General features: G+C 69.4%; 21 protein-coding genes and 1 other RNA gene. 6 read left to right on the forward strand and 16 right to left on the reverse strand.

Translation table 11 applies throughout. The annotated features are described in order from the left end of the window. The first annotated feature begins 85 nt into the window (after positions 1-85). Positions 86-4,474, forward strand: coding sequence for a glutamate synthase large subunit (gene gltB, locus QSJ30_RS05595; RefSeq protein ID WP_285607274.1), 4,389 nt, complete (start codon positions 86-88; stop codon positions 4,472-4,474). Positions 4,475-4,742: 268 nt separating this feature from the next. Here the strand turns inward: gltB and QSJ30_RS05600 are convergent, their stop codons facing one another. The 6 genes from QSJ30_RS05600 to hemH form a co-directional block, all read right to left on the reverse strand. Next, complete coding sequence (locus tag QSJ30_RS05600; RefSeq protein ID WP_285607276.1) at positions 4,743-5,630, reverse strand: SPL family radical SAM protein; 888 nt, start codon at positions 5,628-5,630, stop codon at positions 4,743-4,745. A gap of 71 nt (positions 5,631-5,701) precedes the next feature. Further along, a complete protein-coding gene (locus QSJ30_RS05605) occupies positions 5,702-6,142 on the reverse strand; it encodes a hypothetical protein (protein WP_285607278.1) in 441 nt (146 codons plus the stop codon). A 194-nt stretch (positions 6,143-6,336) separates the two neighbouring features. Continuing rightward, positions 6,337-6,771: a DUF2914 domain-containing protein gene (locus QSJ30_RS05610; RefSeq protein WP_285607280.1), complete on the reverse strand. Its 435-nt coding sequence runs from the start codon at positions 6,769-6,771 to the stop codon at positions 6,337-6,339. A 59-nt stretch (positions 6,772-6,830) separates the two neighbouring features. Continuing rightward, positions 6,831-7,694 carry a DUF481 domain-containing protein gene (locus tag QSJ30_RS05615; RefSeq protein WP_285607282.1) on the reverse strand — a complete coding sequence of 288 codons (864 nt, stop codon included), beginning with the start codon at positions 7,692-7,694 and terminating at the stop codon, positions 6,831-6,833. A 54-nt stretch (positions 7,695-7,748) separates the two neighbouring features. Continuing rightward, positions 7,749-9,008 (reverse strand): protoporphyrinogen/coproporphyrinogen oxidase, encoded by a 1,260-nt coding sequence (locus QSJ30_RS05620; protein ID WP_285607283.1) that lies wholly within the window; start codon positions 9,006-9,008, stop codon positions 7,749-7,751. Next, positions 9,005-9,952 carry a ferrochelatase gene (gene hemH / locus QSJ30_RS05625; RefSeq protein ID WP_285607285.1) on the reverse strand — a complete coding sequence of 316 codons (948 nt, stop codon included), beginning with the start codon at positions 9,950-9,952 and terminating at the stop codon, positions 9,005-9,007. Before hemH ends, QSJ30_RS05620 begins: the two co-directional genes overlap by 4 nt. 112 nt (positions 9,953-10,064) lie before the next feature. On the opposite strand from hemH, the gene QSJ30_RS05630 reads away from it, so the two are divergent. Continuing rightward, complete coding sequence (locus QSJ30_RS05630) at positions 10,065-10,586, forward strand: hypothetical protein (RefSeq protein ID WP_285607287.1); 522 nt, start codon at positions 10,065-10,067, stop codon at positions 10,584-10,586. An 18-nt stretch (positions 10,587-10,604) separates the two neighbouring features. Here QSJ30_RS05630 and QSJ30_RS05635 read toward each other — a convergent pair whose 3' ends face one another. Next, positions 10,605-11,006 (reverse strand): hypothetical protein, encoded by a 402-nt coding sequence (locus tag QSJ30_RS05635; protein WP_285607289.1) that lies wholly within the window; start codon positions 11,004-11,006, stop codon positions 10,605-10,607. Between the two features lie 137 nt (positions 11,007-11,143). Here QSJ30_RS05635 and QSJ30_RS05640 point away from each other — a divergent pair, with 137 nt between their 5' ends. Next, positions 11,144-12,019 (forward strand): TIGR02757 family protein, encoded by an 876-nt coding sequence (locus QSJ30_RS05640; RefSeq protein ID WP_285607291.1) that lies wholly within the window; start codon positions 11,144-11,146, stop codon positions 12,017-12,019. A gap of 197 nt (positions 12,020-12,216) precedes the next feature. On the opposite strand, the gene ffs is transcribed toward QSJ30_RS05640, so the two are convergent. Next, positions 12,217-12,312, reverse strand: an RNA gene (ffs, locus tag QSJ30_RS05645) — signal recognition particle sRNA small type. Between the two features lie 290 nt (positions 12,313-12,602). On the opposite strand from ffs, the gene QSJ30_RS05650 reads away from it, so the two are divergent. Continuing rightward, positions 12,603-16,001, forward strand: coding sequence for an adenosylcobalamin-dependent ribonucleoside-diphosphate reductase (locus tag QSJ30_RS05650; RefSeq protein ID WP_285607293.1), 3,399 nt, complete (start codon positions 12,603-12,605; stop codon positions 15,999-16,001). Positions 16,002-16,124: 123 nt separating this feature from the next. On the opposite strand, the gene nudC is transcribed toward QSJ30_RS05650, so the two are convergent. The 6 genes from nudC to QSJ30_RS05680 form a co-directional block, all read right to left on the reverse strand. Beyond that, positions 16,125-16,895 (reverse strand): NAD(+) diphosphatase, encoded by a 771-nt coding sequence (gene nudC, locus QSJ30_RS05655; RefSeq protein ID WP_285607295.1) that lies wholly within the window; start codon positions 16,893-16,895, stop codon positions 16,125-16,127. Between the two features lie 63 nt (positions 16,896-16,958). Continuing rightward, the gene (locus tag QSJ30_RS05660; RefSeq protein WP_285607299.1) at positions 16,959-17,210 is read right to left on the reverse strand and encodes a hypothetical protein; all 252 of its coding nucleotides are present in this window, start codon (positions 17,208-17,210) and stop codon (positions 16,959-16,961) included. A gap of 65 nt (positions 17,211-17,275) precedes the next feature. Beyond that, complete coding sequence (locus QSJ30_RS05665) at positions 17,276-18,385, reverse strand: sialidase family protein (RefSeq protein ID WP_285607301.1); 1,110 nt, start codon at positions 18,383-18,385, stop codon at positions 17,276-17,278. A gap of 2 nt (positions 18,386-18,387) precedes the next feature. Continuing rightward, on the reverse strand, positions 18,388-18,657 hold the full coding sequence (locus tag QSJ30_RS05670) for a MoaD/ThiS family protein (RefSeq protein ID WP_285607302.1): 270 nt from the start codon (positions 18,655-18,657) through the stop codon (positions 18,388-18,390). A gap of 64 nt (positions 18,658-18,721) precedes the next feature. After that, the gene (locus QSJ30_RS05675) at positions 18,722-18,940 is read right to left on the reverse strand and encodes a hypothetical protein (protein WP_285607305.1); all 219 of its coding nucleotides are present in this window, start codon (positions 18,938-18,940) and stop codon (positions 18,722-18,724) included. A gap of 118 nt (positions 18,941-19,058) precedes the next feature. Continuing rightward, positions 19,059-20,048 (reverse strand): malate dehydrogenase, encoded by a 990-nt coding sequence (locus QSJ30_RS05680; RefSeq protein WP_285607307.1) that lies wholly within the window; start codon positions 20,046-20,048, stop codon positions 19,059-19,061. Between the two features lie 177 nt (positions 20,049-20,225). On the opposite strand from QSJ30_RS05680, the gene QSJ30_RS05685 reads away from it, so the two are divergent. After that, positions 20,226-23,276 (forward strand): ligand-binding sensor domain-containing protein, encoded by a 3,051-nt coding sequence (locus QSJ30_RS05685; protein ID WP_285607309.1) that lies wholly within the window; start codon positions 20,226-20,228, stop codon positions 23,274-23,276. Positions 23,277-23,283: 7 nt separating this feature from the next. Here the strand turns inward: QSJ30_RS05685 and mtgA are convergent, their stop codons facing one another. After that, on the reverse strand, positions 23,284-24,012 hold the full coding sequence (mtgA, locus tag QSJ30_RS05690) for a monofunctional biosynthetic peptidoglycan transglycosylase (protein ID WP_285607311.1): 729 nt from the start codon (positions 24,010-24,012) through the stop codon (positions 23,284-23,286). Positions 24,013-24,067: 55 nt separating this feature from the next. Between mtgA and QSJ30_RS05695 the strand changes: the two genes are divergently transcribed. Continuing rightward, the gene (locus tag QSJ30_RS05695) at positions 24,068-25,216 is read left to right on the forward strand and encodes a M29 family metallopeptidase (protein WP_285607313.1); all 1,149 of its coding nucleotides are present in this window, start codon (positions 24,068-24,070) and stop codon (positions 25,214-25,216) included. 31 nt (positions 25,217-25,247) lie between these two features. On the opposite strand, the gene QSJ30_RS05700 is transcribed toward QSJ30_RS05695, so the two are convergent. Then, a complete protein-coding gene (locus QSJ30_RS05700) occupies positions 25,248-25,478 on the reverse strand; it encodes a cysteine-rich CWC family protein (protein WP_285607315.1) in 231 nt (76 codons plus the stop codon). Positions 25,479-25,484: the final 6 nt, after the last annotated feature.

The raw sequence follows: 25,484 nt of genomic DNA on the forward strand, positions 1-25,484 counted from the left end.
GCGCGCCTGATAACCCCATACGCCGTTTCAAAGCCAAAGATTCCGTGATTCTCGTTAGCATGGCTTGATCCCAGAAGGGAAAGCCATGCTTGAGGGATCGCGATCTGAGCACAGTGCCTGCGGGGTCGGCTTCATCGCCAGCCGGACGGGTGTGGCCAGCCGGGACATCCTGGAGGACGCCCTTCACGCGCTGAAATGCGTGGAACATCGCGGCGGCTGCGCGGCGGACCAGATCAGCAGCGATGGCGCTGGCGTCATGGCCGACATCCCCTTCGAAATGTTCGGCCATCGGTCTGGCGACATCGCTGTGGCCAGCCTCTTCCTGCCCCAGGACGCCGACCGGCTCCGCCGGTCCCTGGAGATCTTCGAGTCCACCTTCGCCTTCTTCGATCTGAACGTGCTGGCCTACCGGGAGCCCCCCGTGGATCCCGCCGTGCTGGGCGACGAGGCGCGACGCTCCCTGCCCACCATGCGCCAGGCGGTCCTGCGCCGCCCCGCCCAGTGCCGCACGGACGCCTCCTTCGACAAGCTGCTCTATTCGGCCAAGCAGGTGCTCCGCACCAAGCTGGTGGAACAGGGCATCCAGAACGAGGTCTTCTTCGCCTCGCTGTCGGCCCGCACCATCGTCTACAAGGCCCTCACCCGCGCCGCCGATCTCGATCGCTTCTACCTGGACCTGCGCGACCCGCGGTTTGTCACCCGGTTCGCCATGATCCACCGGCGGTTCAGCACCAACACGCGCACCTCCTGGGACAAGGCCCAGCCCTTCCGCCTCATCGCCCACAACGGCGAGATCAACACCATCGCCGGCAACCGCTCCCGGGCCGTCTCCCGGGAGATGTCCATCGGGCTCAAGCCCGACCAACTGGTGACCCACGGCTCCATCAGCGATTCCGGCAGCCTGAACGAGATCGCGGAGGGCCTGCACTACCGCAGCAGCATCCCCCACATGGAGGACATCCTGGCGATCATGATGCCTCCCGCCGAGGGGCAGAGCGCCTTCTACACGTTCTGGAGCCGCGCCATGGAGCCCTGGGACGGGCCGGCCTTCCTGGTCTACTCCGATGGGAGCAGCGTGGGCGCCCGTCTGGATCGCAACGGCTTCCGCCCGGCCCGGTGGGCCATGACGGAAGACCGCTTCTACCTGGCCTCCGAGGCCGGTTCCTTCCCGCTGGACGAGGCCGCCGTGTGCCGCAAGGGCATCCTCTACGCCGGCACCGGCGTCACGCTGGACCTGGGCACGGGACGGGTCCACTTCCGCGATCCGGGCCGCTCGCGCGAGCACCGCGATGCCACCTTCGACGCCCGGACCCGGCCCATCGGGTCACTGCCCGGCGCCGAGGCCACCGGGCCGGTGAGCGTGTTCAAGAAGACCCTCTTCACCTGCTCCCGCGAGGAGCTGGAGAAGATCCTCTATCCCATGGCCGCCACCGGCAAGGAGGCCATCGGCTCCATGGGCGACACAGCCCGGCCCAACGTCTTCTCCTCCGAGCCCCGCCCCTTCTTCGACTACTTCTATCAGCACTTCGCCCAGGTCACGAACCCGCCCCTGGACTACATCCGCGAGGGCAACATCACGGACCTGCGGGTGTTCCTGGGCCGCGCGCCGAACATCTTCTTCCCCAAGGACCTGCTGCCCCTGAACGAGGCGCTGGAGCTGCCACGGCCCATCCTGGACCTGGGACAGATGCGCTTCTTGGAGCGGATGCAGAGCCTGCGACCCTCCGAGTCTCACATCATCCCCCGCACCTTCCCCATGGTCTTCCGGCGCGACGATGGCGTGGCCGGCTTCCACGCCGCCGTCGAGCAGCTGGCCTCGGATGTGCGGGAGGCCGTCGAGCAGGGCACCAGCGTCATCATCCTCAGCGACCGGGAGGCCAGCGTGGAGCGGCCCCCCATCCCGGGCCTCATCGCGCTGCGCGCCGTGGTCCACACGCTCAACGAATCGGGCCTGCGGTTGAACGCCTCCATCGTCATGCACACCGGGGAGGCCCGCACCTCCCACCACCTGGCGGCCCTCATCAGCTTCGGCGCCTCGGCGGTCTGCCCCTATCTGGCCCTGGAGATCGCCCGTCAGGACGAGCACCCCACCTTCAGCGCCATGAGCCCGGACCAGCGGGAGCGGAACTTCGTCAATGCGCTGGAATCCGGCCTCCTCAAGATCATGGCCAAGTGCGGCATCTCGGTGGTGCAGAGCTACATGAGCGCCAAGCTCTTCACGGCCGTGGGCCTGGGGCCCGAGCTGATGGAGACCTTCTTCCCGGGCCACGCCAGCCCCCTGGGCGGCATCGGCTATGAGGAACTGGCCGGCGACGTGCTGCGGAAAACCGGCCTCGCGGCCCAGGCCGGCTTCATGGACCGGCTGCTGCACACGCACCAGTTCCGTGAATCGCCCCGGGCGGGCGAGGGCGAGCACCACGGGCTCACCTCCTCGCGGTCCCGCCTGCTGCACCGTCTCGTGGCGCTGGAGCCGGATTCGTCTGAGGCCCAGGCCCTCTACCAGGAGTACCTCGCCTCGCTGAAGGCGGACGAACCCATCAATCCGCGCCATCTGCTGGCCTTCCGGACCGCCCCGACCCCCCTGCCCCTGGACGCGGTGGAGGATGTCTCCGCCATCTGCCAGCGGTTCGGCGCTGGCGCCATGTCCTTCGGAGCCGTCAGCGCCGAGAGCCAGCGCGACCTCATCCTGGCCATGGAGGCCGTAGGCGGCCGCAGCAATAGCGGCGAGGGCGGCGAGAACCCCTTCTACTGGACGGACGGCATCACCGCCTCCACCAAGCAGGTGGCCTCGGCCCGCTTCGGCGTGACGGCCGAGTACCTGATCTCGGGCGAGGAGATCCAGATCAAGGTGGCCCAGGGCGCCAAGCCCGGCGAGGGCGGCCAGCTCATGCGCGTGAAGGTGGACGCCACCATCGCGAAGGCCCGGTTCTCCCTGCCGGACGTGGACCTGATTTCGCCGCCGCCCCTCCACGACATCTACAGCATCGAGGACCTCAAGGAGCTCATCCACGAGCTGCGCCAGGTCCACCCAGGGGCGAAAATCAGCGTGAAGCTGGTCTCCGGCACGGGCATCGGCACCATCGCCGTGGGCGTGGCCAAGGCCGGCGCGGACATCATCTACATTGCCGGGGGCGACGGCGGCACCGGCGCGGCCACGCTCGGCTCCATGAAACATGCGGGCCTGCCCTGGGAGTTCGGGCTCATCGAGGCCCACCAGGCGCTGCGCGAGAACCAGATGCGCGAGCAGGTGGAGCTGCGCGTGGACGGCGGCCTCCTCACGGGCAAGGACCTGGTGACCGCGGCCATCCTGGGCGCCGAGGGCTTCGAGTTCGGCAAGCTGCTGCTGGTGGCCGAGGGCTGCATGATGGCCCGGATCTGCGAGAAGAACACCTGCCCCGCGGGCATCGCCACCCACGATCCGAAGTTCAAGGCCCGCTACTCGGGCAGCCCTGAGGCCATCCAGCGTATGCTCGCGCATCTGGCCGGGGATGTGCGCCGCCACCTCGCCGCCCTGGGCGTGGCCTCCCTCGCCGACCTGCAGGACCGGGTGGACCTGCTCCAGGTGGCGCCGGATCACGCGGCCTTCGTGCGCGACCGCAAGCTGGACCTGGCCGGCTTCCTCGATCCCCGCCCCCAGGGCATCGGTTCGAACCCCGTGCCCTTCAACCAGGAAGGCGTAGCTCCCCTGAACCAGCAGATCCTGGCGGACGCAGAGCCCTTCCTGGATGACGGCGGCAGCCACCATCGCGCCTACACCATCACGACCGGGGACCGGGGGATCCTGGCCACCCTCTCGGGCGCCATCGCCCGTCAGGTGCGCGAGCACCGCCTGCGGGGCGAGGACCCGGCGGTGCGCGGGACGCTGCGTCTCGACTTCACGGGCAGCGCGGGGCAGGGCTTCGGCGCCTTCCTCACCGAAGGGCTGGACGTCCGCCTCCAGGGCGAGGCCAACGACTCCGTCTGCAAGTCCATGTCTGGCGGACGGACGGTCCTCGTGCCCCATCCCGAGGCCACCTACACCGCGGAGACGAACGCCATCCTGGGGAACGGGGCCCTCTACGGCGCCACGGGCGGCACGCTGCTGGTCCTAGGCCTGGCCGGGGACCGCTTCGCCGTCCGCAACAGCGGTGCCTCGGCCGTGGTTGAAGGTGCGGGCCACCACGCCTGCGAGTACATGACCCGCGGGGCGGTGGCCATCCTTGGTCCAGTCCTCACCAATGCCGGCGCGGGCATGACCGGCGGCTGCCTGTTCCTCCGCCGGGAGCGCGGTGACCAGGTGAACCGCGACTACCTCGCCGCCATCCCCTGGCGGGCCGAGGAGGAGACCCTGTTCCGCGGCCTGGTCGAAGCCCACGCCGCCGAAACCGGCAGCCGCACCGCCACGACTCTGCTCGAGGACTGGCCCGCGGCGCTGGCCGCCTTCGCCCCCTTCGTGCCCGTGGCCGTCGCCAGGCGCCTGGCCCAGGAGGCCTAGGGTCTGTTTTCAACGTGGATGCGAGCCGCGACGTCGTCCAGCCGCGCGCATGGCCAGGCGGTGACCGAAGGGCGATGCGGTCCATCGTTCGAGGTCGCCAACGCAGCCAGGGGTGCGGCTGGGCGACGTCCCGGAGGGCAAGGGGCGGCGCCCGGCGCGATGCTGCGTCAAGCTCCGCGTCGATAGTGCCGCTATCGCCTTCGTCGCTTTCCTGGCCTCGCTTGGGCGGCGCCCCTTGCGCGGCCACACCCCACTTTGAAAACAGACCCTAGCCCACCCGGTCGAACAGTCCCGGTTGCCGGATGGGCGGCGGCGGGAGCGGCGGAGGCTTCACCGGCCGTTCCCGGACCCGGCGGCGGGTCGGGAAGGCCTCCCGGAAGGCTTGGCGGATGCCCTCGGCGTAGGTGGGATCGAGCACCTTCAGCCAGCCATGATCCGCCAGCACCTTGTAGAAGGGGTCCTGCTTCAGGAGGCGGAGGCCGCCCACCCAGGCGCCCGACGCGCCGCTGGCCCTGGCCCGGCGGGCGAAGGCCTGGGCGTCATGCACGGCCATCAGGGGCGTCACGGCCACCGTCACCCCGATGCCCGCCGCCGCCAGCCGCTCCACCGCGGCCCAGCGGCTGGGGATGGCCGGGGCATGCGGCTCCACGGTCTGGCGCACGGTGTCGTCATCGGTGGGGATCGACAGGCCGACCGTCAGGCGATCGCCAAAGGCCCGCAGCAGGTCGAGGTCCTGGAGCACCAGGGGCGACCGGGTGTGGACGATCACCTCGGTCGTGGGACAGAGCAGCAGCACCTCCAGGCAGCGGCGGCTCAGGCGGTACTGCCGCTCCAGGGGCTGGTAGGGATCCGTGGCCGAGGCCATGAAGACCCGCTCCCCATGGAGCCGGTGCCGCTGGGACCAGAGCAGCTCTGGGGCGTTCAGCTTGGGCGTCACCCAGTTGCCCCACTCCTCGGCCCTGTGCAGGGCATTGGGATACTCGCGGACGTAGCAGTAGCGGCACCCGTGGCTGCAGCCCCGGTAGGGGCTGAGGGCGAACCCGAATCCGTAGCGCTCGTCCTTCTGGGGCCGCAGGATGGACCGGGCCTCCTCGGGTTCCACGAGCAGGCCCTGGAAGAGCAGCGGTGGATCTGAGGGCAGTGGCAGGGGCGTCATGCCATCAGTTTTCGCCTTTTATTCGTTTCGTCAAGCCCTCCCGTGGCTGTTTTCGATCACGGGAGCCCCCATCACGGCTTGGCATCCTTCCGATGGGTCTCGATGAGTTTCTGCAGCAGGGCATCCTGCGCCTCAAGGTGCTTCTGGATCTCGAGCGCCTCGTGAAGAATGGCCTCGGCATCGTTATAGGTGTCGTCGGCCCTGGTATCCGCTGCCGCGCCCTCGACCTTCTGGCCGACCATGATGATGGACAGCAGGACCAGCTGCAGGAAGGTCTGCGCGATCCAGGAGATGAGCGCGCCTTTCCCGGTGTGGATGGCTTCCGGCAGGCTGATGAGGGCGATCAGGGCGAAGGCGTAGGCGCACCACATGGTGCCCACTCCCTTGGTGATCTTCTCTCCCAGGAGCGCGTTGAAACGGGCCAGGCGCCCCTCAGGGAGCGGCTTGGGCTTGGGGGCACGTTTCTTCCGAGTTTCGATGTGCGGGTGGGGATGATGCTCGAAGATTTTCATGGTTTCACCTTGGGATGGAGAACCGCTGGGTGGCCCCCAGGATGAACCAAGGGGACACGGTATGGCCACCGGTGATCGAAGTGCCCGCAGAGGGCGCCCTCGATCCCCGGTGGCAGACGCAGACCCTCCCAGCCAAGAGAACGGTGCCCCTGCGAGGTACCGCCTCTTTGAAGACTGGAGCCGTGTGGCAGTCCCTACTCGAATTCGACCGTGAAGTCGGCCTTGCCCAGCTCGGCGCCGTCAGCGGCCAGGACCTTCACCGACCAGCTGCCCTCGTCGCCCTTGCGGAAGGTGCGGTAGGCGTTGGTGCGGTAGGGAGAGCGCGGAACCTTCAGCTCCATCTTGGAGGTGCGGTCGCCCTTGCTGAACACCACCGTGATGGAGCTGTCAGCAGCGCCGGCTACCTTGGTCCAGGCGTAGATCTTCGTGCCGGCGGCCACTTTGAACGAGGTGGACTCGCCCTGGAGTTCCATCTTCTCGACGCCGGTGCCGACCTTGACCTCGGCGCTGGCCTTGGCATCGACCTTGGCTTCCGCCTTCGCCGCGGGCTTGGGCTCGGCCTTCGGCGCTGGCGCCTGGGCGAAGAGCGCCGCAGAGGCGAGGAGAGGGAGGAACAGGCTGGCGCGCATGGCAGGCTCCTGAAAAGGTGGCCCCATTCTGCGCCTGTCGGTGCTGGGTGTCACCAGGATCAGAAGCTGATCACCAGAGAGGTGGTGAACACGGTGTCGGTCTTCTTCAGCTGGAAGGGCACCTGGCCCAGGATTACGGGTGGCGTGGCGACGGGCGTCTGCACGACATCCACCCCTATGGACGCGGGCTTGTTCTTGTAGGTCACGTCGTAGCCGACCTTCAGGGCCAGCCGCGAGGACAGGTTCGTGGTGAAGCCGTTCCGCCAAACCGCCAGGTAGTTCTGGGTGTCCTTGAAGCTGTCCGAGAGGTTCAACTCCGAAGCGAAGGCCGAGGCGGCGAAGATCTTCTTCTCGAATTTGGCGCCGAGCCGGAAGGTGGCGAACCCGTCCTCCGTGCCCACGGGCCGGAACACCAGGGTCTCCTTGGTATAGCCCACGCCGGCATCCGTGAAGAACTTGGCGCGATCCTCCTTGATCCACCAGTACCCGAGGCCAGCCAGTCCCACGTATCGCGCTTCCAGGCCCGCTGGGATGTTCCGCTCCCACCCGGCGGAACCGAACCACAGGAGCCGCTCAGTGATGTTGTGGTCATAGCGGAGGTTCGCGTAGTAGGTCTCGGTGCTGGTCTTGCTGGTGCGGGTCTCCTGGACCGTGGCCGTGGCCAGGCTCGCCCCCAGGGCGCTACGGTCGATGGTGGTGGTGGCCACCCGTACGCCCCCCACGTTGAAGGCGAAGGTGGCATCGGCCCAGGTGTATTTGTACTCGTTGGTGAAGCCCAGGCTCTGGCTGGATGCGTTTCCGCCCACGGCCACGTAGCTCAGGGCCGCCTTGTCCGACCAGGGCCGCTTGGGAGCCGGCGCCTCCTGGGCGACCAGTGTCTGCAATGTCGCCGGAATGGCTAGCAGAATAAGGCTTGTCTTCATGGCCAGCTCCTGGAAATTCCAGGCCATGCTACCAGCCTCAGGGTGAAAGCAGGCTCAGGAAACCCAGGTCTCCAGGCCCTCCAGGATGTCGCGCACGCCCGGTCCGAAGCGGGCGTTGCTGAGCCAGTCCACACCGGCGGGCAGGCCCTCCACGGCGGCCTTCACCCGGGCCCGGTGGCCCAGCTCCGGTCGCGGGATGGCGCGCTCCGCGCGCTCGTGCCGCACGGCGGCGGGGGCTTCGAGCGCGGGAATCCAGTGCTTCAGGCGGGCGTAGATGCCCTCCCAGGCCTCCAGGTCCGCGGGCTTGCCGAAGGCGCCGCCGATGAAGCTGCGGAGCTGCATGAGACCTGCCGGCGCGCTCTGGGGATCCATCCAGGACGGCACAAGGGAGCCGAGGTAGCCGTTCCCCTCAGGCGGGTGGATGAGGAAGCCGAAGCTGTCCTTCAGGGCCGGCAGCGGCGCGTGGCGGCTGTGCCAGAGGTCCACGGAGGTGTACGGGATGGCCGCCAGGGCCTCGGCGCTCTGCTGCGCTACCGGTCCGAGCAGGATCGCCGCTTCGTAGGCCGGGAGCGCCAGCACCACGCGGTCCGCCTCGCGCACTTCGCCGCCGCCGCTCACGCGCCAGCGGCCATCGGGAAGCGCCTCCATCCGCTCCGCCCGCAGGCCCGCGCGCACCGCGCCGAGCTTCGAGGCCAGGCGGATGGGCAGCTGCCCCATGCCGCCCTCGGGCACCACCATGTGGCTCACTCCGCCCTTGCGGATGCCGTTCACCAGACTGCCGGTGGCCTCCCACTGGCGCAGCTTGGGGATGGCGTCCACGGACAGGATCTCCGCCGGCGCCGCCAGGACGCCCGCGATCATGGACGGCAGCAGCTCCGTCGCCACGCCCTTGCCCAGGCGCCGTGTGATGAAAGCGGACAGGCCCTCCTCCGGTTCGGCATCGCGCACGGGCTGGAAGGGCTCCAGGATCATCCGCAGCTTGGCGCCCAGGGGCATCAGCGGCGAAGTCATCAGCCCCACCGGCGAGGCGGGCACGGGGATGAGCCGCCCGCCCTTCCCCACCCAGCGGGCGCCGGTGCCCGGGGACTTGAAGGGCAGCTCGATGGCGCTGAACAGGCGGTCCACCGCCGTGCCCTTCTGCCACAGCACGCCCTGGGGACCGGTCTCGAAGTGGCCGCCCTCCCAGGGCAGGGTCTTCATCCAGCCGCCCACGCTCGCGCCGGCCTCCCACACTTCAACGGTCTCGCCCTTCCTTTGCAGGTGCCAGGCGGCCGCCAGGCCAGTCACGCCGCCGCCGAGGATCAGGGTGCTCATGGGAGGATCTCCAGGACGCGCCGCACGAGGCAGCGGATGTAGGCGGGGTCGATGCCCGGGGCGGCCACGCGGCGGTAGGTTCGGATACCCGCCTGGTCGGCCACGTGCCGGTACTCGATATCCAGTTCGTGCAGGGTCTCGATGTGCTCGCTCACGAAGCTCATGGGCACGACGATGACGTCCTTGCCGCCCATGGATTCCAATACCGACTTCAGCGGCGGCTCCAGCCAGCGCACAGGGCCGGTGCGGCTCTGATAGGCCTGGAGGTAGCCACCGGGGATGGGTCCGATGCGGGCGATCAGCGCCTCCCGGGTGGCGTGGATCTCCTTCTCGTAGGGATCGCCGGCCTCGATCTGGCGCACGGGCAGGCTGTGCGCGCTGAAGATCACGGTGGCCTCAGGCAGGTCCTTCAGCGCGGCGCGGAGCGGCCTCTCCAGCGCATCCAGGTAGTCGGGATCCGTGGCGTAGTGGTCCACGCCCGGCAGGATCTCCATGCCCGCCTTCGCGGCCTCCACGGCCAGCTCCCTCAGGCTGGAGCCCGTGGTGGCCTGGCAATCGTGGGGATAGAGCGTCACCGGCACCAGCTTCGTGATGCCCTGGCGCTTCAGGGCCTTCAGCAGGCCTTCGGCCCGGGGCGCAGCGTACCGGAAGCAGAGCTTCACGGGTTCGAGACGCCCGGCGGCCCGCAGAGAGGCCCGCAGCGCCGCGGCCTGGAAGGCACTCTCGCGGAGCAGGGGCGACCCGCCGCCGATCTGCGCGTAGCGGCCCTTTGCCCCGGGAGCCCGAAGGCGCGCGATGAGACGGGCGAAGGGGGGCTGCAGCCAAGCCGGACCCGGCAGCCGGATCAGGTCCCGATCGCCGAACAGTGCCGCAAGGAAGGGTTCGACCTGGTCCAGGTTCACCGGACCGCCGAGGTTCAGGAGCAGGATCGCCGTATCTCGCATCACCCTCCACCTTACGCGAGACTTGGCGGAACTTTCGTCACGGAAACCCGTCCTCGGCATGACGCTGGAGGCCCCGGCATCCCATAGACTGTCCTGACAATTGGAGTCCGCCATGCCCGAGTCCGCCCCCCTGACTGCCTTCGCCGCCCTGCCTGATGACGCCCGGCTCTGGCTCGTGGCCTTTGACCGGCCCGTGGAAGCCGGTCGCCTCGCTCCGGAGGTGGATGCCCTGCTCGGCCGGTGGCGCCACAAGGGGGTCGAGTACCGCGGATCCTGGACCCTCCTGGAGGATCGCATCCTGGCCATCGCGGAGCCCACCCTGGCCTCCAACCCGTCAGGCTGCGCCATCGACGGCATGCTGCGGGGCGTGCGTCAGCTCTCCGAGCGCCTCGGCCTGGGCCTGCAGGACTCCCAGGATGTGCTCGCCCGCCTGCCCGGGGGCCTCCGCGCCTTCGTCCGCACCGACCTCGAGGCCCGCCTGGCCGACGGCACCCTGGGCGGCGGCACCCCGGTCCTCGACCTGGCCCTCCTCACCCTGGGGGACCTCCGGAACGGGCGCTTCGAGCGCCCCCTCGCCGCCACCTGGATCGGCCGGAAGTACAAAATCCAGGCCCCGGTTTCCGCCGGGGCCTGATTGAAAGGAAGCCGTTCGCTAGAAGATCGATTCGCCGGGCTTGCGGCGCCAGGCTTCGGAGCGCTTCTGCCCCTCGACCTTGGGCTTGGCATCCTTGGCGGCGGCCAGGGTCTGCAGCAGGGAGCCGCCCACCTTGGAGGCCACGCTCTTGGCCAGGGCCGGCGCGGCGGGCACCAGCGGGGCGCTGACGGGGCCGGAGGCGGCATTCTCGGAGGCGGCAGCCTTGGCCGTGACCTCCTTCAGGCGCTTCTCGTACCAGACCTTCCGCTTGGGATCGATGGTCCGGGTGTTCCCGGCCTTCTCACCCTTCTTGAGAACCTTGGGCTTGGGCTTCTCGCGGTCTTCACGCAATACGGAATCGGGCTTTGCTGCTTCTTCCAGGATCTTCGCCAGGTTTCCAAGGCCACGCAGGTTCATCATGTGCGGTTGCTACTCCCATTGGGGCCACGGGCCACCGCTGACCAGAATAACGGCAACACCTTTGCTTACATAGTGATTTTAGACACGTGGTGCGGTTTTTTGCCGCCACCCCCACCCCGCCTGGGACACTGGGCCCCATGGGAACCTCCGCCGCCACCCTGAAGGCCCGCCTGGACAGCCTTTGCGTCCGGTACGACACGGCCGGGGCGCTGGCGAAGGATCCCCTCTCCGTGCCATTGGCCTATGAGTCGCCCCTGGACCGGGAGGTGGCCGCGTTCGTGGCGGCCCACCTCGCCTATGGTCGGGTGGATCCCATGATCCGGGCCGTCCGCGGCGCCCTGGCCCCGCTTGGCGCCCACCCTGCCGACTGGCTGCGGGAGCGCTCCGAATCCGCCATCCAGCAGCACCTGGCCCAGGCCCTGGGCAACTGGGCCTGGCGGTTCCACACGGCCGATGATCTTGCGGCCTGGCTCCTGGCCTGGAGGCGGCTGGACGGGGAAAGCAGGGCGGGCCTCGAAGCCCACCTCCTGCCCGGCCCCGACGGAGATTCCGATGCCGCGCTCTCGCGGCTGGTCCAGCGCCTGCGGGCGGAGCTCCCGGCCTCGTACGGCTCCCGCTTCTCCCTACCTGATCCCCGCGAAGGCGCCGCCTGCAAGCGCTGGCGCATGTTCCTGCGCTGGATGGCACGCCCAAGTTGGCCCGACCTGGGCCTCTGGACCCGCTACCCCGTGGATCAGCTCATCATCCCCCTCGACACCCACGTGGCCCGCGTCTCCCGCTTCATCGGCCTCAGCCGCCGGGCCACACCGGACGGCAAGATGGCCCGGGAGATCACCGAGGCCCTGCGCCTCCTGGACCCCGCCGACCCCCTGCGCTACGACTTCGCCCTCAGCCACCTGGGCATCCTGGGTGACTGCCCCGGCGTGCGGAAACGCAGCACCTGCGCGGGGTGTCCGCTGTACACGGTGTGTCGCGCCGGCTCGGAATCCGAGATAAGAACAAACAAGAGCTAAGCCACCTTTTTTTCAATACCCTTGCGATTGCCGGAACCGAAGGCCGGGCTGGCCATGTGCGCGACCTAAGTGGGTCTCGGAGCAGAGCCTGGGGGGTTCTGCGGAGCGGGGACCCACTGGGAGCATATGCCAGTGCCGATTCGCTCAGGCGTAGCCTGCGCGATGGTAAGCCCGGCCCTTTTGCGCCTTTGGCGCAAAAGGGCCGGGCTTACCACGGCACTCGGGGGAACGACTTAGGGCTGCTTCTTCCGATCTGACCCGGTTCATCGCACCCCGATGCATGGGGCCCGGCTTGGGTACAGGGTAGTCCGGAAGAGGTAGGTCGCGCCAGCGGAAGGGGGCCCCGGGGAGGCGCGCCGGCCCTCGAAGTGACGGATTTCATGGAGGTTTTTAATTGCTGGAAAAATCCGGTGCTGGGCCCTTGACACCCCTACATGTTGGGGCCATCCTTTTCTCCCGGCACAACCCCTAGAGGTTTCCCATCAAGCGCCCTTCCTGTAAGGGAGAGCTTCGTGCGCCTTGCCGGTCGCGCCTTGCCTGTTTGAACGCCCTTCTCCACCCCCCCCTACCCAGGACAGCCCCCATGAAGATCGCCCGCCATTTCACCAAGGCAGGTCACGACCCCCTGGAAGGTTTCCGCTTCGTCCCTCGGACGAGCCGGATCTCCAAGCTCGATGGCACCGTGGTCTTCGAGGCCAAAGACGTGATGGTGCCGGAGGCCTGGTCCCAGGTGGCCGTGGACATCCTGGCCCAGAAGTACTTCCGCCGGAAGGGCATCGACGCCCAGAACGGCGGAGAGAAGGACGCGCGGCAGGTGTTCCACCGCCTGGCGGGCTGCTGGCGCCACTGGGGCGAGACCCATGGCTACTTCGACACCACGGACGACGGCCAGGCCTTCTACGACGAGCTCACCTACATGCTCACCGACCAGATGTGCGCGCCCAACTCGCCCCAGTGGTTCAACACGGGCCTGCACTTCGCCTACGGCATCTCCGGACCGGCCCAGGGCCACAGCTACGTGGATCCGAAGACCGGCGAGATGATGAAGTCCACCTCCGCCTACGAGCGCCCCCAGCCCCATGCCTGCTTCATCCAGAGCGTGGCCGACGACCTCGTGAACGAGGGCGGCATCATGGACCTGTGGACCCGCGAGGCCCGCATCTTCAAGTACGGCTCCGGCACCGGCACCAACTTCTCCAGGGTGCGCGGCTCTGAGGAGCCCCTCTCCGGCGGCGGCCGCAGCTCGGGTCTCATGAGCTTCCTGGCCGTGGGCGACCGCGCCGCGGGCGCCATCAAGAGTGGCGGCACCACCCGCCGGGCCGCCAAGATGGTCTGCCTTGATCTCGACCACCCCGACATCGAGGCCTTCATCGACTGGAAGGTGACCGAGGAGCGCAAGGTCGCCATGCTGGCCGCCGGCAGCGCCATGCTGCGCCGCCACTGGGATGCCGTCTGCCAGACCGTGGAAGGCTCCACCAGCAAGGACGCCGATCCCGCGACCAACGAGGCCCTCCGCAAGGCTCTGGCCCGCGCCAAGCGGGAGGGCGTGCCCACGGCCTTCCTCACCCAGTGCCTGGGCCGCCTGGCCGATGGCGATTTCGCCCGGGATCTCGCGGGCTACGACACCTCCTGGGACGGCGAGGGCTACCTCACCGTGGGCGGCATGAACTCCAACAACTCCGTGCGCGTGCCCGATGCCTTCATGCGCGCCATGGAGATCGACGGCGACTGGGAGCTGAAGCGCCGCATCGACGGCAAGACCAGCAAGAAGCTGCGCGCCAAGGATCTCTGGGAGAAGGTGAACCGCGCCGCCTGGGCCTGCGCCGATCCCGGCATCCAGTTCAACACCACCATCAACGACTGGCACACCTGCCCCGAGGATGGCCTCATCAACGCGAGCAACCCCTGCTCCGAGTACATGTTCCTGGACGACACCGCCTGCAACCTGGCATCCCTGAACCTGTGCACCTTCCTCACCGATGACGGCGGCTTCGACCTGGTGGGCTACCGCCACGCCATCCGCCTCTGGACCGTGGTCCTCGAGATCAGCGTGCTCATGGCCCAGTTCCCCAGCGAAGCCATCGCGCAGCGCAGCTACGACTTCCGCACCCTGGGCCTCGGCTACGCCAACCTGGGCGCCATGCTCATGCGCATGGGCATCCCCTACGACAGCCCCGAGGGCACTCAGTGGTGCGCGGCCCTGACCGCCATCCTCACGGGCGATGCCTATGCCGCCAGCGCCGAGATGGCCCGCGAGCTGGGGCCGTTCCCCAGCTACGAGAAGAACGCCGCCCACATGCTGCGCGTCATCCGCAACCACCGCCGCGCCGCCTACCACGCGCCGGGCTCCGAGTACGAGCAGCTCTCCATCCGCCCCCAGGGCCTCACCGGCACGGGCGTGCCCAAGCGCATCGTCGAGGCTGCCCGCGAGAGCTGGGACACCGCCCTCACCTACGGCGAGCAGTGGGGCTACCGCAACGCCCAGGTGACGGTGCTGGCGCCCACGGGCACCATCGGCCTCCTCATGGATTGCGACACCACCGGCGTCGAGCCCGACTTCGCCCTGGTGAAGTTCAAGAAGCTGGCCGGCGGCGGCTACTTCAAGCTGGTGAACCGCGCCATCCCCGAGGCCCTGGCCCGCCTGGGCTACGCGCCCACCCAGATCCAGGAGATCGAGCGCCACGTGGTGGGCTGGCTCCAGATCACCGACGAGACCCCCGGCATCACGCGCAGCATGCTGAAGGGCGCAGGCTGGGCCGAGGAGGAGATCGCCGCCGTGGAACAGAAGCTCCCCACGGCCTTCGATCCCGCCTACGCCATGGATGTCGAGCGCCTGAAGAAGGACTTCAGCGCCGAGCAGGTGGAGACCTTCCTCCTGGCCCTGAGCGGCACCATGACCGTGGAGGGCGCGCCCCACCTCAAGGACGAGCACCTGCCCATCTTCGACTGCGCCAACCGCTGCGGCCGCACGGGCCGCCGCTACATCGCCCCCCTGGGCCACCTGCGCATGATGGGCGCCGCCCAGCCCTTCCTCAGCGGCGCCATCAGCAAGACCATCAACCTGCCCGCGGAAGCCACCGTGGAGGAGATCGGCCGCATCTACGAGGCCAGCTGGCAGCTCATGCTCAAGGCCGTGGCGCTCTACCGCGACGGCTCCAAGATGAGCCAGGCCATGTCCACCAGCCTCGATCTGCTGGACGGCGCCGATACGCTGATGGACGACCAGGCCACCCACGCCGAGAAGACCCCCGTGCTGGCCCAGGCCCTCACGCAGCAGCTCGTGCGGACCTATCGCCGGCGCCTGCCCAACCGGCGCGGCGGCTACACCCAGGCGGCCACCATCGGCGGCACCAAGCTCTACCTCCGCACGGGCGAATACGAGGACGGCAGCCTCGGCGAGATCTTCCTCGACATCCACAAGGAGGGTGCCGCCTTCCGCGCCGTGCTCAACTGCTTCGCCATCGCCGTGAGCATGGGCCTCCAGCACGGCGTGCCCCTGGAAGAGTTCTGCGATGCCTTCCTGTTCACCCGCTTCGAGCCCGGCGGCATGGTCTCCGGCAGCGACACCATCAAGCTGAGCACCAGCCTCATCGACTTCGTGTTCCGGGAGCTGGCCATCAGCTACCTGGGCCGCTACGACCTGGCCCATGTGGAAGCCGATCAGATCGTGAGCGCCACCACGGGCCTGCGTCCCGGCAGCCAGGCCCCCGGCCTCGCCAACCTGCCCAGCCTGCCCACAGGCACGCCCCTGCCCTTCCCCGAGGCCGGTGCCGCCGCCGGCGCTGCCGCCCACGAGCAGGAACTCCAGCCCGTGCTGCAACCCGTCACCGTCGGCGCCCGGACCGCCGTCAGCGCCGCCCAGGTCGCCCGCGAGAAGGGCTACACCGGCGACCCCTGCCCCGAGTGCGGCCACCTCACCCTCGTCCGCAACGGCGCCTGCATGAAGTGCCAGACCTGCGGGGCGACCACGGGATGCAGCTAGAACATCAAGAAGAAGGGCTGATGTAAGCGGAGGACAGCAGAGGAACGGAGGAGAGCGGAGGAAGATAAGAATTTCCTCCGCTCTCCTCGGCCCTTCCGCTTTCCTCCGCTTATCTACATTTCTTCAAGCCCCCGGAAGCCGCCCGACCGCACCTTCTGCCACAGCCGCATCCAGCATCCACCTGGCGATGCTGAGGGCGCTGGGCAGCTGCGGCAGGGCGTCGAGGCGGAACCAGCGGGCGTCTTCGATCTCTCCGGGATCGGGCCGCAGGTCGCCATCCAGATGGTCGGCCACGAAGGCCACCATGAGGCCATTGGGGAAGGGCCAGGGCTGGCTGCCGAAGTAGCGCAGGCGGTGGACGCGGATGCCCAGCTCCTCGGCCACCTCCCGGTGGACGGCCTGCTCCAGGGATTCCCCGGGCTCCGTGAAGCCCGCGATGGCACTGTACACACCGGGCTTGAAGTGGGGCGAGCGCGCCAGGGCCAGATCCCGGTCCGGGCCCTCCCCGCGCTGAATGAGTACGATGATGGCCATGGCATTCGAGGGGAACACCGTCCGCCCGCAGGCCGGGCAGCGGCGGCCATGTCCTGCCTCGGGCCCCTCGCAGGGCTCCAGGGCCGTGGCGCAGGTGCCGCAGAAGCGATGCGCCGCCGCCCACTCCAGCCACTGGTAGGCGCGACCCGCCCGGGCCCAGTCCTCCGGGTCCATGCGAGGGAAGGCCTCGCGCAGGCTCAGCGCCTCCACCCCTTCGGGCAGCGGGTGGTCCTCAGCCACCTTCAGCGCCAGGTGCCCCTCCGGCAGGCGCAGGCGGAGCTCCGCCTCCACTTCCGGCAGCGCCGGCGCGGAGGAGAGCCACAGCCGGTCCCCCTGGAAGATGATCCGCACACCGCTCATGTCGGATCCGCGGCCAGAGGCGGGACCACGCGCTCTCCGCGCGAGCCCATCCGGCCCCTGCTCCTAGTGCTTGCCGTGGCCCTTGCCCTCGCGCTTCTCCTCGCGCTTCTCCTGGTGCTTCTCCTGGCCCTTGTGCTTGCCTCGATTGCCGCGCCTGGGTTCCACACGGCGGCCCTCCTGCCGCGGCGCCGGCGCTGGCGCGGGCTTCTTGGAGAGGCCCAGGGGATCGGGCAGGCCCAGGGGATTGGGCAGCTGCGCCATCAGTAGAGTGCCGCCGAACAGCAGGGCAGCCAGGGTGCGAACCGTACGGGCCATGGATTCTCCAGACTCTTGGCAGGGGCGGCGGGTCCGCCGCACCGAATCCCCATGCTAACCGGCCTCTACACGAAGAGCACGGCATGCACCGGAGGAAGGTGCTCGGCGAGGGTGGTCCAGTCGTCGCCGGCGTTCTCGCTGATCCACACGGAGCCCGTGGTGGAACCGAAGGCCAGGCGCTCGCCGGAGGCGTCGAGATCCAGCGCGTGGCGGTAGACCAGGTCATAGGCCCAGGCTTGCGGCAGCCCCTTGTGCAGGGTCTCGAAGGTGCGGCCGCCGTCGCGGGTGCGGTTCACCACCACCCGTCCTTCCGCGGGAATGCGGCGCTCGTCCTTGATGGCCGGCACGAACCAGGCCGTGTCCGGATCCTTCGGATGCACCACCACGGGGAAGCCGAAGACCGAGGGCTTCACATCGGTGATCTCCCTCCAGGTCATGGCATCGTCGGTGCTGCGGAAGATGCCGTTGTGATGCTGGATCCACCAGACGTCCGGCGCCGCAGGGCACTGCACCATGCGGTGGGGATCCTGCGATTCCGGCGCCTCCACCAGCTCCGGTGGCGCGTAATCGGCCCGCATGCCCTTGGTGTGGGCGGTCCAGGTCTGCCCGCAATCCGTGGTGTGCCACACGCCGCCGCTGGAGACGGCCACCACCACGCGGTTGCCGTCGCGAGGATCCACGCAGATGGAATGGATGCCGGGGACATCGGCGCCGCCGCCGGCCCACTTGCGGCGTTCCGGCATGTTCCAGAGGGCTTCCACCATGGTCCAGGTGGCGCCGCTGTCCTCGCTCCAGAAGAGGCCACCCGGCAGGGTGCCAGCCCAGAGCAGGCCCGGCTGCGAGGCGAGGCCCGGCGTCAGGCACCAGAAGCGCATCAGGCGCCACGGGATCTCGCGCCCGAGAAAGTCCTTCTCCACATGCCCCTCGGGCGGCGTGGGATAGGCGGGCACGCCGATCTCCTCCCAGGTGGCGCCGCGGTCGCGGGAGCGGTGCAGCTTGGCCCCGAAGTGGCCGTGGTCCAGGGCCGCGTACCAGGCGCCGTCGCGGGGATCCTGCATTGCGAGGGAGACGTTGTCCCCCAGAAAGGACACCGAGTCGAGGTCCCAGACGCCCCGGGCCGTGCGGCGGGCGGAGAAGAGCCCCTTGCGGGTGGAGACGAGCAGCTGGTCGGACATCATCAACCTCCGGACAGGGCCTGCATGACGTAGATCTCGCTGGCGGCGGACACGGGGTCGCTGAGCCCCCGGCGATCGGCGATGGGGACGCCGTCGACGAAGACGGCCATGTGGAACCTCAGGGCGCCGTGCTCGTCCAGCACGTAGCCCCGTAGCCTGGGATAGAGGGCGAAGGCCGCCTCCAGGCTCTCCTGCACCGTGGCGCCCGTCACCGTGCAGGGCGGGCACGCCACATGGCGCTGGAGGTTAGTTGTGAATGCGACTCGGGACATGCAGGAGCCTCAAGGCCCCGCCACTTTCCCCCATCGCCTCCCTACCTGTCAAGACACGCACCGGTCAGTCGAACAGGTCGGGATTGCTCCACCGATCATGATGCTCGGAGGCCTTCTTCTTCGCCGCGGCGAGTTCGGCCTGCGTGGCGGCGAATTCCTCGTCTTCCAGCCTGGTCGGATCCGGCAACGGACGTCCGGCCAGGTCGTGCAGGGGCGCGGCCCGACGCTCCACCCCGACGATCCGGCTCCAGGCCTTCTTGCGCCGTTCGACCTGTTCGATCATGGTCCACCTCCGGCTCAGGCCAAGGATAGGTTCCGGGGGGGCGGCCTGCCATTGTAAAAAAGCGCAGGGGGATCGCTCCCCCTGCGCTTCTGGTAATGGTTTCCGGTAACCGGGCTTTCTACTTGACCAGGCCCAGGTCCTTCACTGCCTGGCGCTCTTCTTCGAGCTCCTTGGCGGTGGCGTCCATCTTGGCGCGGCTGAAGGCGTTGATCTCCAGGCCCTTCACGATCTCCACCTGGCCGTTCTTCACGGTGACGGGGAAGCCGTAGACCAGACCCTCGGGCACGCCGTAGCTGCCGTCAGAAGGGAAGGCCATGCTGGTCCAGTCGCCCTCGGCGGTGCCGAGCGCCCAGGAGCGCATGTGGGCGATGGCGGCATTGGCGGCGCTGGCGGCGCTGCTGAGCCCACGGGCCTCGATGATGGCGGCGCCGCGCTTGGCCACGGTGGGGATGAAGGTGGTCTCGTACCAGGCGTGGTCATTCACCAGCTCGTAGGCGTTCTTGCCGTCCACGGTGGCGTGGTAGAGGTCGGGGAACTGGGTGGTGCTGTGGTTGCCCCAGATGGTCATCTTCTGGATGGCGGTGACGGGCTTGCCGGTCTTCTCGGCCAGCTGGGAGATGGCGCGGTTGTGGTCCAGGCGCACCATGGCGTGGAACTGGCTGGGCTTCAGCTTGGGCGCGTTGGACAGCGCGATCAGGGCGTTGGTGTTGGCGGGGTTGCCCACCACGAGCACCTTCACGTTGCGGCTGGCCACTTCGCTCAGGGCCTCGCCCTGGGGCTTGAAGATGCCGCCGTTGGCATTCAGCAGGTCGCTGCGCTCCATGCCGGCCTTGCGCGGCAGGGCGCCCACCAGCAGGGCGTAGTCCGCATCCTTGAAGGCCACCTTGGGATCGTCGGAGGTGACCACGCCCGCCAGCAGCGGGAAGGCACAGTCCTTGAGCTCCATCACCACGCCGTTCAGCGCCTTCAGGGCCGGCGTGATCTCCAGCAGCTGGAGGATCACAGGCTGGTCTTCGCCCAGCATCGCGCCGCTGGCGATGCGGAAGAGCAGGCTGTATCCGATCTGACCGGCAGCGCCGGTGACGGCCACGCGAACGGGGGGCTTCATGGGATCCTCCTGGAAGTTGGCCCATTCTATACCGCGCTCCCGCGCAGAAACCCCGCAGGTCGGGAATCCGTGATCCAGGTCCCTCATCTTGTCAGCCCCATGGAAGAATCCCCGTCCTCCGATCCAATAGGAAAGATCCGAGGTCGAACATCCGATAGGATGGAATCTGACCGGCCCATGCGCTCCCTCTTCCGCCTCTTCCTGTTCCTCCTGATGGCCTGCCTCGGGCAGGGGGGCAGTGCTGCGGGCATCCCCGGCTCCGGGCGCATGGTCTTCCGGAGCTACGGGCCCTCCGAAGGCCTGGAGCACACCAGCATCACCACGCTGGCGCAGGATGCCGAGGGCTTCATGTGGATCGGCACCGAGGGTGGTGCCTACCGCTTCGACGGCACGGGCTTCCGGCTGTGGAGTCTGCCGGAGGGCCTGCCCTCCGCCTGGGTCCGGTCCTTCTGGCCCAACGATGACGGCAGCCTGTGGATCGGCACCCGGGCGGGCCTCTGCCTGCTGAAGGACGGACGGGCGCGGACCCTGGAGGCCGGCGATCCCCTCGGCTCGGCGCAGATCCACCGCCTCTTCCGGGACGTCCGGGGCCGCCTCTGGGTCGCGGCCGAATCCGGTCTCTTCATGAGCCCCGACGGCGGTCCGCATTTCACGGCCGTCCACGGCTGGCCCGGCGGTCCGGCCTACGCCCTGGCCCCGGACGGCGATGGTCTCTGGGTGGGGGGCAACGCCGCCCTCCACCACCAGGACGGGAACGGATCCTGGCGCACCTGGGCCACCCGGGAGGGCGTGCCGACGGAGCCTGTGAAGGCCCTGCTCGCACTCCGCTCCGGCGCCCTGTGGGTGCGCACGCCCAGCCAGCTCCGCGTGCTCGCGCCCGGGGGCGCGCGGCTGAGCGTGCCCGCCCTGGGCCTCCCCTCCGTGGCCGTGAGCGTCTACGAGGAATCCCTCGCTGCGGACGGCGACGCCGGCGTGTTCGTCCCCACGGCCAAGGGGCTGCTCCACCTCACGGACCGGTCCTGGCGGCTCCTGGACGAGCGCCGTGGGCTGCCCGCGGGCTGGGCCAACCAGGCCTTCGTGGACCGCTCCGGCAACCTCTGGGTGGCCAGCCTGGGCCTGCACCGGCTCCAGGGCGACGGGGCCTGGGAGAACTTCACGCGGCTGGACGGCCTGCCTGCGGACAGCATCTGGGGCCTGCTGCGGGATCATTCCGGCGTGCTGTGGGCCGGCACCAGCGGCGGGCTCGCCTGTCTGGATCCCCGGGGCCTGGCGCCCTTCCCCGCCGCCGCGGGACTGGTGCTCTACACCCTCAAAGAGGGGCCCGACGGCTCCATCTGGGGCGCCGGTGAGCATCCGTTCCTCATCCGCATCAGCCCCGACCGCGGCCGGCTGACGCGCATCCCCCTGCCGCCCTCCCGGAGCTTGGCGGTGCCCGTGGTGCTGACCTTCGACCGCACGGGCGACCTGTGGGTGGGCACCACCCGCGAGGGGCTCTGGCGGGTCTCGGATCCCGGCGGCCGCCCCGAGTTCCACCGGGCGGAGCTGCCCGGTCCCGCCGCCAGGGAGGCCATCACGGCCCTGCACGAGGATGGCCGGGGCCGGCTCTGGGCCGCCACGGAACGGGGTCTGGCCCGCCTGAACCAGGGCCGCTGGCGGCTCTGGGGCCAGGAGATCGGCCTCCATCCCGCTCCGCTCGCGGCCCTGGCCCCCCTTCCGGACGGCACCGCCTGGCTGGCCTACCGGGAGCCCCTGGGCCTCACGCTGGTGGACCTGCGGGGCGACGCGCCCAAGGTCGTGCGCCACTGGACCCGCCGGGACGGCCTGGCCAGCGATTCGGTCTACAGCCTGGCGGCGGATGCGGCGGGGCGCCTGTGGGTGGGCGGTCCCCGGGGCGTCCAGTGGGTGGCTGGCCAGGAGCACCGGCTCTTCCGGCGGGAAGATGGCCTCACCAGTACCGACTGCAATCCCTTCTCCACCTGGGTGGATGGGGATGGCGGCGTCTGGTTCGGCTCCACGGCGGGCCTCCTCCACCACCGCCCCGAGCAGGGCCCGCGGGCCCAGCGCCTGCCGGAGACCCGCTTCGTCTCCATCCGCCTGGGGTCCCGCCAGTGGGAGCACCCCTTCACCGGCTCGGCGAACCTGGGCGCCGTGCCCTACGGCGACCGGACCCTCACCGCCCAGTTCACATCCCTCACCTTCGAGCACGAGGGCAGGATCCGCTTCCAGTCCCGCTTGGGCGGCCTGGATGACGACTGGGTGGAGGTCGGCACCCGCGACCTACGCTACTCGGCCCTCTCCCCGGGGACCTACCGCCTGGAGGTTCGTGCCCTCATCGAGGATGGCGGCGCCGGGCCCATCGCCTCGGCCACCTTCCGCGTCCTGCACCCGTGGTGGCTGCGCTGGTGGGCCTGGCCCGTCTGGGCCGGCCTGGCCGTGTGCGCGGGTACGGGCGTCTTCCGCTGGCGGCTGCGCCTCCTGGAGAAGCGGAACGAGGAACTGAAGGTCCTCGTCTACCAGCGCACCGAGGCCCTGGAGCTGAGCAACCTGGCCCTCGCGACCATCTCCACCACGGACCCGCTCACGGGCCTGCGGAACCGGCGCTACCTCGAGGAGGAGCTGCCCCCGGTCGTCGCCCTGGTCCTGCGCGCCCAGCGCGACCACCTAGCCACGGACCACCACCCCAGCGAGGCCTGCCTCGTCTTCGCCATGATCGATCTCGACCACTTCAAGCGCGTGAACGACACCTGGAGCCATGCTGCGGGCGATCTGGCCCTGAAGCAGGTGTCGGACATCCTCCGGCGGGAAGCCCGCGAGTCCGACTTCCTCATCCGGTGGGGCGGCGAGGAGATCCTGTTCGTGGGCCACACCTCCGACCTGGACGGCGCTGCCACGGTGGTGGCCCGCCTCCACCAGGCCATCCGCGAGCATCCCTTCGACCTGGGCCTCGGGCAGCCCGTGACCATCACCTGCTCCATCGGCTTCTCGCTCTTTCCCTTCCAGTCGGATCACCTGGAGGCCGCCTCCTGGGAGGACCAGGTGCGCGTGGCGGACCGCTGTCTCTACGCCGCCAAGCGCTCCGGCCGCGACGGCTGGGTGGGCGTGGCGGCCCGGCCCGGCCTCCCCGCGGGCCTGGCCCAGCGCTTCGACCAGGGCCCGGCCCTCTGCGTCCAGGCCGGCGCCGCGGACCTGCGCCACAGCCCTCGCGAAGGGGACCTGATCTGGCACTAGGGCGCAGCTAGAAGACCTTCGCCTCCATCTCCTTCACCAGCTGCTCGCCGCCCAGCTGGCGCATCTGGCCCAGGATCCAGGCCTGGCGGCCCCGGATGTAGTCGCTGGGGGCGTTCGCGCGGAACTTGCGGGGGTTGGGCAGCACGGCGGCCAGCAGCGCCGCCTCGCCCGGCGTGAGGCGCTTGGCGGGCTTGCCGAAGTAGGTGCGGGCCGCCGCCTCGGCGCCGTAGACACCCTCCCCGAATTCCACGATGTTCAGGTAGACCTCCAGGATCCGCTTCTTCGACCAGCCCACCTCGATCATCAGCGTGAACCAGGCCTCGGCGCCCTTCCGCACCCAGGAGCGGGTGTTCCAGAGGAAGAGGTTCTTGGCCGTCTGCTGGGACACCGTGGAGGCCCCGCGCTTCCGGCGGCTGTGCTCGTTGTGCTGGATGGCCTTCTCGATGGCCTGCCAGTCGAAGCCGAAGTGGTCCGGGAAGTTCTGGTCCTCCGCCGCGATCACCGCCGCCCCCAGGCTGGGGGAGATGTCCTCCAGGGGCACCCAACGGTGGCGCGAGGTGTAGGGCTTGTCACTGGACCAGGATTCCACCCGGCGCTGCAGCATGAGGGCCGATACGGGCACGGGCACCCAGCGGAACACCAGCACCAGCACCAGGCTGAGCCCCAGGAACAGGCCCACCAGCCAAGTCAGGACCACCAGGATCCGTCCGCCCCACCCGCGCTTCTTCTTCGCCATCCCTCCAGGATGCCAGCCCCGCCGCCCTGTGGCATCCTCGCAGGCGGAGGATGGCATGAGCGAAGCCTTGACGGGACCTGAACTGGTGGCGCTGGTGCGGCGGGTGTTCCAGCCCCGGGCGGGCGAGAGGGCCCTGGCCATCCTGGTGGACCTGCCCGATGCCAAGGTGCCCGATGACGCGAACTGGGCCGCCCGGCGCGCCATCGCCGCCGCCTGGACCGCAGAGCTGAACACCCACCGCGCCGAGCTGGGGCTGGAGACGCACCTGGTGGTCTATCCCAACGTGCACACCAACAACGGTGACCTGCCGGAGCGGGCCTGGCTCCACACCGGCGGCCCCCTGCCCTCCGTGAACGCCCTGGATCCCGCGGCCTCCGTGAGCTTCGCGGACCTCTACGCCGGCCACCCCATCCTCATCGCGCTGACGAAATTCTCGGCCACGGCGCCCCTCAAGCTGGCGGCGAAGACCCACCCCATCCGTGCCGCCACCATGCCCGGCTTCCGCGAGGACATGATCCCCGCCCTGCGCCTGGACTACGCCGAGGTGAACCGCCGCGTGGAGCTGCTGAAGGACCTGCTGGACCGGGCCGAAGGCGCGGACTTCCACTTCGATACACCGTCCGGTGCCTGCGAGCTGCACCTGGACCTGCGCCACCGCACGGGCCATGCCTCCGGCGGCCTGCTGCCCAAGCCCGGCGTGGCGGGCAACCTGCCCTCGGGCGAGGCCTACATCGTGCCCTACGAGGGCGAGCGCGACGGTGATCCCAGCCGCACGGCGGGCATCATGCCCGTGCAGTTCGGCCCCGAGATCGTGCGCTACCGCTTCGCCCAGAACAAGGCGGAGGAGGTGATCAGCGAAGGCCCCAGGTCCCGCGAGGAAGCGGCCCTGCTGGCCCGGGAACCCGCCTACGGCAACCTGGCCGAGCTGGGCCTGGGTGTGCTGGCGGCCTTCGGCGTGAAGCCCATCGGCGAGATCCTCCTGGACGAGAAGCTGGGCCTCCACCTCGCCTTCGGCCGCAGCGACCACTTCGGCGGCCAGGTGGGCCCCGCCCAGTTCTCCAGCCACGATGCCGTCATCCACATCGACCGCGTCTACGTCCCCGAGACCCAGCCGGACGTGAAGGTGGTGAGCGTGGACCTTCAGATGGGGGATGGCACCACCGTGCCGCTCATGCGGGATGGAGCGTATTCGGTGGGATTCTGATCCCGGCAGCGGTTGATCTGGGCCTTCCGCCTCAGCCCCGGCCCTCGGTCGGAGGCGCTTCGGCACAGCGGCGGCAGAGGCAGACCACGTTCCGGAGCTCGTCCGGGATCAGGGCCAGCGAGGCCGGGTTGAAGATGACGGTGGTGCACCAGCAGGGCACATCCGTGCGGCCGCAAGCGGAAGGCACGCACCCGTTCGGCCCACCGCAGAGGGGGCAGGTCTGCCGTTGGGCATCCGTCAGGTGCTGGTAGTCGAGGGGCATGGGTGG

This window comes from Geothrix edaphica (genome assembly GCF_030268045.1).
GTDB lineage: Bacteria > Acidobacteriota > Holophagae > Holophagales > Holophagaceae > Geothrix > Geothrix edaphica.

Excerpts from the sequence above, each read along its gene's own strand:
- gltB (WP_285607274.1), top strand. The coding sequence starts at position 86 with ATGCTTGAGGGATCGCGATCTGAGCACAGTGCCTGCGGGGTCGGCTTC.
- QSJ30_RS05600 (WP_285607276.1), bottom strand. The coding sequence starts at position 5,630 with ATGACGCCCCTGCCACTGCCCTCAGATCCACCGCTGCTCTTCCAGGGC.
- QSJ30_RS05605 (WP_285607278.1), bottom strand. The coding sequence starts at position 6,142 with ATGAAAATCTTCGAGCATCATCCCCACCCGCACATCGAAACTCGGAAG.
- QSJ30_RS05610 (WP_285607280.1), bottom strand. The coding sequence starts at position 6,771 with ATGCGCGCCAGCCTGTTCCTCCCTCTCCTCGCCTCTGCGGCGCTCTTC.
- QSJ30_RS05615 (WP_285607282.1), bottom strand. The coding sequence starts at position 7,694 with ATGAAGACAAGCCTTATTCTGCTAGCCATTCCGGCGACATTGCAGACA.
- QSJ30_RS05620 (WP_285607283.1), bottom strand. The coding sequence starts at position 9,008 with ATGAGCACCCTGATCCTCGGCGGCGGCGTGACTGGCCTGGCGGCCGCC.
- hemH (WP_285607285.1), bottom strand. The coding sequence starts at position 9,952 with ATGCGAGATACGGCGATCCTGCTCCTGAACCTCGGCGGTCCGGTGAAC.
- QSJ30_RS05630 (WP_285607287.1), top strand. The coding sequence starts at position 10,065 with ATGCCCGAGTCCGCCCCCCTGACTGCCTTCGCCGCCCTGCCTGATGAC.
- QSJ30_RS05635 (WP_285607289.1), bottom strand. The coding sequence starts at position 11,006 with ATGATGAACCTGCGTGGCCTTGGAAACCTGGCGAAGATCCTGGAAGAA.
- QSJ30_RS05640 (WP_285607291.1), top strand. The coding sequence starts at position 11,144 with ATGGGAACCTCCGCCGCCACCCTGAAGGCCCGCCTGGACAGCCTTTGC.
- QSJ30_RS05650 (WP_285607293.1), top strand. The coding sequence starts at position 12,603 with ATGAAGATCGCCCGCCATTTCACCAAGGCAGGTCACGACCCCCTGGAA.
- nudC (WP_285607295.1), bottom strand. The coding sequence starts at position 16,895 with ATGAGCGGTGTGCGGATCATCTTCCAGGGGGACCGGCTGTGGCTCTCC.
- QSJ30_RS05660 (WP_285607299.1), bottom strand. The coding sequence starts at position 17,210 with ATGGCCCGTACGGTTCGCACCCTGGCTGCCCTGCTGTTCGGCGGCACT.
- QSJ30_RS05665 (WP_285607301.1), bottom strand. The coding sequence starts at position 18,385 with ATGTCCGACCAGCTGCTCGTCTCCACCCGCAAGGGGCTCTTCTCCGCC.
- QSJ30_RS05670 (WP_285607302.1), bottom strand. The coding sequence starts at position 18,657 with ATGTCCCGAGTCGCATTCACAACTAACCTCCAGCGCCATGTGGCGTGC.
- QSJ30_RS05675 (WP_285607305.1), bottom strand. The coding sequence starts at position 18,940 with ATGATCGAACAGGTCGAACGGCGCAAGAAGGCCTGGAGCCGGATCGTC.
- QSJ30_RS05680 (WP_285607307.1), bottom strand. The coding sequence starts at position 20,048 with ATGAAGCCCCCCGTTCGCGTGGCCGTCACCGGCGCTGCCGGTCAGATC.
- QSJ30_RS05685 (WP_285607309.1), top strand. The coding sequence starts at position 20,226 with ATGCGCTCCCTCTTCCGCCTCTTCCTGTTCCTCCTGATGGCCTGCCTC.
- mtgA (WP_285607311.1), bottom strand. The coding sequence starts at position 24,012 with ATGGCGAAGAAGAAGCGCGGGTGGGGCGGACGGATCCTGGTGGTCCTG.
- QSJ30_RS05695 (WP_285607313.1), top strand. The coding sequence starts at position 24,068 with ATGAGCGAAGCCTTGACGGGACCTGAACTGGTGGCGCTGGTGCGGCGG.
- QSJ30_RS05700 (WP_285607315.1), bottom strand. The coding sequence starts at position 25,478 with ATGCCCCTCGACTACCAGCACCTGACGGATGCCCAACGGCAGACCTGC.